Annotated in this window: 8 protein-coding genes; 5 read left to right on the top strand and 3 right to left on the bottom strand. The window is 36.6% G+C overall.

Translation table 11 applies throughout. The features are described from left to right. Positions 1-146: 146 nt before the first annotated feature. Positions 147-1,103: an L-lactate dehydrogenase gene (locus tag ACEN4N_RS10485; RefSeq protein ID WP_407090765.1), complete on the bottom strand. Its 957-nt coding sequence runs from the start codon at positions 1,101-1,103 to the stop codon at positions 147-149. Positions 1,104-1,275: 172 nt separating this feature from the next. Between ACEN4N_RS10485 and pth the strand changes: the two genes are divergently transcribed. The 5 genes from pth to ACEN4N_RS10460 all read left to right on the top strand — a co-directional run bounded on the left by pth (position 1,276) and on the right by ACEN4N_RS10460 (position 6,810). Next, complete coding sequence (gene pth, locus ACEN4N_RS10480; RefSeq protein WP_407094193.1) at positions 1,276-1,839, top strand: aminoacyl-tRNA hydrolase; 564 nt, start codon at positions 1,276-1,278, stop codon at positions 1,837-1,839. 104 nt (positions 1,840-1,943) lie between these two features. Then, on the top strand, positions 1,944-5,480 hold the full coding sequence (gene mfd / locus ACEN4N_RS10475) for a transcription-repair coupling factor (RefSeq protein ID WP_407094192.1): 3,537 nt from the start codon (positions 1,944-1,946) through the stop codon (positions 5,478-5,480). A gap of 2 nt (positions 5,481-5,482) precedes the next feature. Then, a complete protein-coding gene (locus ACEN4N_RS10470; RefSeq protein WP_407090768.1) occupies positions 5,483-5,743 on the top strand; it encodes an RNA-binding S4 domain-containing protein in 261 nt (86 codons plus the stop codon). A 94-nt stretch (positions 5,744-5,837) separates the two neighbouring features. Further along, entirely contained in the window at positions 5,838-6,242 is a 405-nt protein-coding gene (locus ACEN4N_RS10465) for an FtsB family cell division protein (RefSeq protein ID WP_407094191.1), read from the top strand. A 49-nt stretch (positions 6,243-6,291) separates the two neighbouring features. Continuing rightward, complete coding sequence (locus ACEN4N_RS10460) at positions 6,292-6,810, top strand: S1 domain-containing RNA-binding protein (protein ID WP_407094190.1); 519 nt, start codon at positions 6,292-6,294, stop codon at positions 6,808-6,810. A 142-nt stretch (positions 6,811-6,952) separates the two neighbouring features. Here ACEN4N_RS10460 and ACEN4N_RS10455 read toward each other — a convergent pair whose 3' ends face one another. After that, positions 6,953-8,008: a sensor histidine kinase gene (locus ACEN4N_RS10455; protein WP_407094189.1), complete on the bottom strand. Its 1,056-nt coding sequence runs from the start codon at positions 8,006-8,008 to the stop codon at positions 6,953-6,955. Further along, the gene (locus tag ACEN4N_RS10450; RefSeq protein ID WP_407090772.1) at positions 8,005-8,679 is read right to left on the bottom strand and encodes a response regulator transcription factor; all 675 of its coding nucleotides are present in this window, start codon (positions 8,677-8,679) and stop codon (positions 8,005-8,007) included. The genes ACEN4N_RS10455 and ACEN4N_RS10450 overlap by 4 nt, the downstream gene beginning before the upstream one ends. Between the last annotated feature and the right edge of the window lie 354 nt (positions 8,680-9,033).

The following is a 9,033-nucleotide window of genomic DNA, read 5'->3' as shown; positions in this document are numbered from 1 at the left end:
GTAGATATTCTCCTTATGTTATTTGGTGGTACTTTTAATATAACGAATATCTGCGTCTTTTAGAAGACACAAAGATAGGGTTGATGACATTTTAATTTTTGTCATCAACCCTATTTATTGTAGAACCGTTTTTATTTTGTGAATTTTTATTCTTCTAAGTTAGCAAAACTTTCATTAATGATATCACGTAAAGTATTTGCAGAATGGTTCATACGATCTTGTTCTAATTCATTTAAAGGAATTTCAACAGTAGAGATAATACCTTTTCGACCTATCACCGCAGGCACTCCGATATAAACGTCCTCTTGACCATATTCACCATCTAAATATGCAGAAACAGGGTAGATAGAATGTGTATTATCTAGGATAGCACGACAGATGGCAGTTAAGGAAGCAGCAATTCCATAATATGTTGCTCCTTTGCGTTTTATGATTTCATAAGCAGCATCACGAACTTTAAAGAATACATTGGCTAAAGCTTCCTCATCTGTTCCAGGATGACCTTTAATCCATTCGTAAATTTGTAAGCCACCAATATTAGCATGAGACCAAACAGGAAATTCCGTATCACCATGTTCACCAAGAATATATCCATGAACATTACGAGCATCAACATCCACTAATGAAGCAATTTCTTGACGGAAACGAGCGGTATCTAAAGACGTTCCTGAACCTATGACACGCTCTTTAGGGAAGCCACTGAATTTCCATGTTGCATAAGTCAGAATATCTACGGGGTTTGTCGCTACTAGAAAGATACCATCGAAACCAGATGCAACAACTTCTCCAACGATAGATTTAAAGATTTTTAAGTTCTTATTAACTAAGTCTAAACGAGTTTCACCCGGTTTTTGGGCAGCTCCCGCAGTGATGACAACAATATCAGCATCGTGACAATCAGAATATTGGGCTGAATAGATTGTTTTAGTTGAATGGTAAGCTAAGGCACTCGATAAGTCCATCGCATCTCCAACAGTTCTATCTGTATCGATATCAATAATACCTAATTCTCGTCCAACACCTTGAAGAGTTAATGAGAATGCAAAACTTGAACCGACCGCGCCGTCGCCTATTAAAATAATATTATCTAATGTTTCTGTCATAATAAAAATCCCCTTTCATTATGTGTTCAGTATATCACAATTAAAACCTATGACTCAATACTAATTATAGTTTAAACGTTTCCAAATTGAAAATAATTCAAACTCAGGATTTATAAGTAGGTTTGTGATATACTACCGAAGAGATTTTATTAAGAAATGATAGGTGATAAAAGTGAAGTTAATAATAGGTTTAGGCAATCCTGGTAGCAAATATAACGGCAGCCGTCACAATATTGGCTTTGATGCTATTGATGAAATTTTAACACGTCATCAATTAGAAATGACCGAACAAAAATTCAGATCAGACTATACAATTTGGCATCGAAATGGAGAAAGAGTTCTGCTAATGAAACCTTTCACATACATGAATCTTTCTGGAGAAGCTTTACTGCCAACAATGAGCTATTATGGTATTGATATAGATGATATTTTAGTTATTCATGATGATTTAGACTTGGATCCTGGACGCGTTCGTTTCCGTAAAAAAGGCAGTTCAGGTGGCCAAAATGGGGTCAAAAGTATTATCGACATGTTAGGTACGAATGAATTTAAGCGTGCCAAGATTGGTATCGGTCGTCCTCAAGGTGGTTGGAAAGTCGTTGACCATGTATTGGCGCGATTTACAGCCGAAGATCGGATTTTAGTTGATGATGCAGTTGACCAAACTGTGGATGCCATTGAAGCTTGGCTTGATGGCAAGGATTTCCAACACGTTATGAGTGAATATAATAAGTAAGATATGGTAGAATAAGATTACTATAGATATGGATTAAAGGGGGTCAGTTACTGAGCCCCTAAATCCGTATTTATTCTTTTAATAGAAAGGAGCAGATATAAAGAATGACAACAATGTATACACAACCCTTTAGTCCAATGATTAATCAAATCAACAATTCAAAAGATTCGGATGCCAAACTCCTTACTGGCCTGGACGATAGTGCGCGTTCTATATTTATTGCTCAACAATATTTGAATCAACCACAACAATATTTAGTCATTGAACCGAGACACAAACAACAAAATGAATTATTTGAAGATTTAGTAAGTTTATTGCCGGATGTTCCGGTATTGTTATTCCCTAATGAAGAGTCATTAGCCGTGATGTATTCAATTTCATCGATGGACAATACTGCTGATCGTGTTAAAGCATTAAACGCATTAGCTAGCGGAAAGCCATGCATTATCGTTGCATCTTCAGGTGCTCTACGCATGAGGCTCACACCAGTTGAACGTTGGAAAGATGCTTTAATTACAATGGGAATTGGGATGGATATTGAAAGAGAGGACTTAGAAAAGTTATTCAATCAATATGGTTATCGCCGTGAAGGGATGGTTCAATCACCTGGTGAATATAGTATTCGCGGGAGTATCGTTGACTTCTATCCCTTAAACGCAGATCACCCAGTTCGATTAGACTTCTTTGATACGGAATTAGATTCTATCCGACTATTCAATGCAGAAACGCAAGAATCGATGGAGAATATTGAACAGACTGAATTTTACCCCGCCAAAGATGTCATCTTTACACCCCGTGATCAAAGAGGCATCTTAGACAAATTAAAGAAACATTTGGATAAACATCTGAAAAAAATTGAAGATGAAGAATTAAAATTGCAATTAAAATCCGTTCAAAAGGAACAGTTTACTTTATTAGAACAAGGAGAGCCTTTAAAATATGCTAATGCCTACTTAGGTTTCTGGGATAAAGAAGGCACGTCACTCATTGATTACTTGCAAAATGATGCACGGCTCATCGTTATGGAGATGGGGCGAATTCAACAAAATGAATTTCAAGCCATTGAACAAGACCAATTTTGGATTGAGCAAGAAATCAGTAAAGGACAGCTTTTACCAGGTGTTTCAATTCAATTGGAAGCCTATGAAGAAATTCGCCAATCAAGAAGTAAAGTAGCTGTCCAATATTTTTCATTGATGCAAGGTGGCTTAGCGAATATTCGTTTCTCAGATGTCTATGCCTTTCAATATCGAAGTATGAACCAGTTCTTCCATCAAATGCCACTAATTAAAGCAGAGATGGAACAATGGTTGAAGCAAGAGAAATTAGTCCAAGTGACCGTATCAACAAATAAAGATGCTGTTAAAGCATTGAATTTATTTGAAGAATATAATATTCACCCAACAGTTATCCAAGAGGGAGACGAACCTCAAACAGGGGCCATCAATATCGTTACGACGTCATTAGCCAAAGGGTTTGAATTACCAAACGAAAACTGGGTTGTAGTCACTGAACTTGAATTATTCAATCAATTAAGACGTAAGAAAGCAACATCACAGGGCTTATCAAACTCAGAGCGAATTAAGAGTTATAACGAATTAGACGTTGGTGATTACGTTGTCCACTTAAGTCACGGAATTGGGCGTTATGTCGGTATAGAAACGATGGAAATAAGTGGCGTTCATAAAGATCTAGTTGCGATTGAATATGAAGATAATGCTCGGGTCTTACTCCCAGTTGAAAATATTAATCAACTACAAAAATACGTCGCTTCAGAGTCGAAACAACCGAGATTAAACAAACTAGGCGGAAGTGAATGGAAGAAAACAGTTAGAAAAGTTCAAGCGAAAGTTGAAGACATCGCTGATGAATTGATTACCTTATATGCAGAACGCGAAAAACGAAAAGGTTATCCATTTACTCCAGATACACCTGAGAAAAAAGAATTTGAAAATGCCTTTCCGTATGTCGAAACAGCTGACCAATTAAGAAGTACGAAAGAAATTAAAAAGGATATGGAAAAAGATAAACCAATGGACCGTTTACTTGTAGGAGACGTTGGTTATGGGAAGACTGAGGTAGCGATTCGAGCGATTTTTAAAGCCGTTATGGATGGTAAACAAGTAGCCTTTTTAGTGCCGACAACGATACTTGCCCAGCAACATTTTAACTCGATTCAAGAACGCTTTAGTGATTGGCCCTTTGAGATAGGTATGTTAAGCCGATTTGTCTCACGCGCAGAACAAACTAAGAATATTAAAAAAATCAAATCGGGCGAGTTATCTATTATTGTTGGGACGCATCGATTGCTTTCAAAAGATATAGAATTTAATGACTTAGGCTTATTAATTGTCGATGAAGAACAACGTTTTGGAGTGAAGCATAAAGAGAGACTAAAACAATTGAAAGCCGATGTAGATGTACTAACATTAACTGCTACACCAATTCCAAGAACTTTACATATGTCTATGATTGGTGTGCGCGACTTATCACTGATTGAAACTCCGCCCCAAAACCGATTTCCTGTACAAACTTATGTAATGGAATTGAATGCAGGTGTTGTAAAAACAGGGATTGAACGTGAGTTAGCTCGTGGTGGGCAAGTCTTTTACTTGCATAACCGTGTCGCAACTATTCATCAAAAGGCTGAAGAAATTTCGAATCTCGTACCAGATGCGAGAGTGGCTGTCGCTCATGGGCAATTATCAGAAGTAGAATTAGAACGTGTCTTAGTCGACTTTATTGGTGGAGAATATGATGTCCTAGTAACAACAACCATCATAGAAACAGGGGTAGATATACCGAACGCAAACACCCTATTTGTTGAAAATGCGGACCATATGGGCTTATCAACTCTATATCAACTTAGAGGGCGTGTAGGCCGTACGCACCGCTTAGCCTATGCATATTTAATGTATGAGCCATTTAAGCAACTCAATGAGATTAGTGAGAAGCGTTTAAATGCTATTCGTGAATTTACTGAATTAGGATCCGGCTTTAAGATTGCTATGCGAGATTTGTCTATTCGTGGAGCAGGTGACTTACTTGGTAAGCAACAATCCGGCTTCATCGATTCAGTTGGATACGATCTTTATACGCAAATGCTTAAAGAAGCGGTGGATTCTCGACAAGGTCATGGTGCGAAAACCTTTGGTGAAACGAATTCATTCGAATGGCAAGTCAATATTGATGCCTATATTCCGGGCGAGTATATTGATGACGATATCCAAAAAATCGGTGTCTACAAATCTATTCAAAACATCAGTTCTGAAGAAGACTATCGTAGTTTGCAAGATGAGTTGATTGACCGATTTGGTGAATTCCCAGATGAAGTATCTGACTTGTTAGATATCGCTTTAATTAAACACTACAGTATTGAAGCAGGGATTGTATCATTTACACGTAAGCGTCAAGAAGTCATTGCCACGTTTAATGAAGAAGCCACGAAGCATCTTCAAGGAGCGAACATATTCCAAGCTTTACAAAATGTCCAGCTGCAAGCTAAAGTACAAATCAATAAAAATAAATTAGAAGTCAGCTTAAATGTATATAATAAAGATAATGATCAGTGGCTATCTGCGTTGATTAATTTCACAAAAGATACGGCTGATGTCTTAAATCAAGTAACACAGGAGGTGTAAAGATGCGTCTAGACAAATTTTTGAAAGTCTCTCGTTTAATTAAACGTCGAACTGTTGCTAAAGAAGTAGCAGACCAAGGACGGATTACAATTAATGGTAACATTGCTAAATCAAGTTCAGCAGTTGCAGTCGGAGATGAGTTAACGATTCGTTTCGGGAATCGACTCATGACCGTTGAAGTTAATGAATTGCAAGAATCAACTAAAAAAGAAGATGCTCAAAATATGTACAAAATCATTTCGGAAGAACGGTTAGAGCAGTAAAATTTAATCGAATCAGTTCACCAAATTTTATCAATTAGATTGGATATTTGAGAGAAATACTGTTATACTCGGATATGAATAAGGGGTGAAACGCGTGCAACAATCGAAAACAAATAATCATAGAAAAAATGAGAAAATTGTGTATCTTCCGAATCAACGGGGACAACATCGGAATGGTTCTGCTGACCCCGCTGAAGTAAACAATAAACCTAAAAAAACGTTTAAAGTGCAAACGTTAGGTGTTCTAGCAATAGGTATTATCGGAGTAACACTAGCCGCTGTCCCTCTCGTGCAAGCATATCTGGAATCAGATGCGTTAACACAAGAGTTAGCTACTGCAAAAGAACTGGAAAAGGAAGCAATGCAAGAGAACATTCAGGCACAAGAAGAGTATAAACATATGCAAGATCCTGAATACCTCGCAGATGTTGCAAGACGTGACTATTATTATAGTAAACCAGGTGAAATTATTTTTGATTTAGAAGATAATCAAGAATAATCCCTTACTCATTACAATAGATAGAAAATCAAGGAGGAAATTGTAATTAATGTCAGTTGAAGTAGGTCAAAAAGTTTCAGGTAAAGTCACAGGTATAACAAATTTTGGTGCATTTGTTTCATTACCAGAAAATAAATCAGGACTCGTTCATATTAGTGAAGTTTCAGATGGATTTGTCAAAGATATTAACGATATCTTATCAGTAGGCGATGAAGTCACAGTTAAAGTTCTTAAAATCACCCCAGATGGAAAGATTAACTTGTCAATTCGTAAAGCGAATGAGCAAGCACAACCAGATCAAGCAGCTACAAGACCTGCACCTTCACACGATAAAAAACCGAGTGATCATAAAGGGCAAAGTCACAGTAATAAAGGGAGCTATAGCAAACCAAACCACAGTTCAAATAGCAGACCACAACAAAGTAGAAGCAACAACAGTAACAATAGTGGTGGGAATGACTTCGATTCATTAATGAACCAATTCCTAAAAGATAGTGAAGATAACTTATCATCTTTACGTCGTAATACAGAAGGTAAACGCGGTGGTCGTGGAGGCCGTCGTAACTAATTCACTTTTTAATTTAACAAGAGCGGACACCATTGCAATATGGTGCCCGCTCTTTTACTGTAAACAGATTCATGCGTGATATCCTTAAGAGGAAGAATCAAATGACCTTTCATTTGAAAAGAATAGGATACTCATGAATTACTTATTTAATATGTTCAATTTTCTTATGTGGTAATATAATGATGACTTTCGTTCCGTCACCAAGTTCGCTTTGATATTCGATAGTTCCTTCGTGGATATCAATAATACGTTTAACAATCGCTAAACCAAGCCCATTACCTGAGCTAAAGCGACTACCGTCCACTTGGAAGAAACGCTCAAAAATAATATTTAACTTCTCTGAAGGAATACCAATCCCCGTATCTTCGATAATAATTTCAACCGAATCTTTTGAGTCTTTTAGATGCACGATGATTTGTCCATCCTGCTCACTGTACTTGATTGCATTATCTAATAGATTGATCCAAACTTGATTCAATAAATCTTCATTGGCATAGAGCACGGTTGAATCTAAGTCGATCGTCATCGTCAAGTTTTTCTCCTCCCATTGGTTGTGGAGGCTTAAAATACTTTCACGGATTTGTTCGTCTAAACGATAAGGTTTTCTTTCAATTGAAATAGACTGATTATCAAGTTTTGATAATTTTAATATATTATCTGATAAGCCAGAAAGTTGTTTAGTTGCAACGATGATTCGATGCTGATAAGATTCCCGCTCACTTGCGGACAAATCAGGAGACTGTAAAAGCTGTGCATACCCTTGTATCGAAGATAAAGGGGTTTTGAACTCATGTGAGATTACGGATGTAAAGTCACTTTGTAAACGTTGAATACTACTTAATTCGTTGACCATTAAATTAAAAGAATGATACAATTCCGATACTTCAGCGATCCGTTCGTTTTCATCCAATTGCACTGAAAAGTCACTTTCTATCACTTTGGTCATCGCTTTCTTAAGTTTGATAATTGGATTTAGAATTTGGATCATAACAATTCCAGATATCACTAAACCAATTACACTACTAAAGATGATAGGGATGACCCAAGAAAGTTTAGGAGACCCCTCCAAACTTGGCAATAGGGCAAACTCTTCCAAAACTAAGATTATAATAATTAATACAGCAGCGAAAACAATCGTAAGTATTAAAGTTACAAATGAAAAGTAGATCCATAAGCGTGATTCAAGCCACTTTTTCATTGTGTTACATCTGCCTTATAGCCTAGTCCACGAATGGTCATAATCTTAAAGTCTTCATTATCAGAGAAACGATCACGTAATCGTTTGATATGTACATCAATGGTACGTTCATCTGTTTGAGTATCTAATCCCCAAATTTGATCCATTAATTGTTGACGGGTAAAAATCTTATCCGGATAGGATAACAGTTTTTGCAAGAGTAAAAACTCTTTTTGTGGCAGTGATGAAACATCGTCGCCAGTAGTAACTGAGAAGTTATCTTGGTTCAAAGTTGTGTCTCCAATAATTAAATGGCGACTGTTCGCTATCTTAGAACGGCGAAGTAAAGCTTCAACTCTCAGTACCATTTCTTTAACATCAATAGGTTTAACCATATAATCATCGACGCCGATTCTAAAGCCGAGTTTCTTATCTTCATAATCATCTTTGGCTGAGATAACTAGAATAGGGACTTCGTCTCCGATTTGACGCATGGATTCTGCAAATTCATAGCCATCCATTTCTGGCATCATAATATCAGTTATAATTAAATCAACATATTCTTTATCTAAATAATCTAGAGCAAGGACACCGTTACCAACTGTTTTAACGTCATAATCCGCATGTTCTAAGACAGATTGGAACATATTTGCTAATTCCAAATCATCTTCTATAATTAAAATTTTAGTCATTTGAATTCCTCCTATATATTAGACTTAATCTAGCATGGATGTATTAACTATTTGTGAAGCAATCTGAATAATTGCTAGAGCGTGAGAAAAAAGTTTGATGATTTCAGAAATATTTTCAATCGACGTTGGATGCATTGGATTGTCACGTCTGTGTTTAGGGTGTATAATGAATGGCTTTCCATCCTGCTTGAGATGCACCTAGAAAATCGTTAGTATAACTTATCTCCCCTGAATAATTCATAGTTTTACTAATAGTCTTTCCTAACATTGATTTAATAGTCTTTAAAGTAATCTGCTTCATCACCCATTAGGTGATGAAAAAAGACCCCCTTTCTGATATGGTTAATTCACCAC

The organism is Ruoffia sp. FAM 20857 (assembly GCF_045528645.1).
GTDB lineage: Bacteria > Bacillota > Bacilli > Lactobacillales > Aerococcaceae > Ruoffia > Ruoffia halotolerans.
The sequence above is the reverse complement of the archived record's forward strand: the minus strand, read 5'-3'. Positions and strand labels throughout refer to the sequence as shown.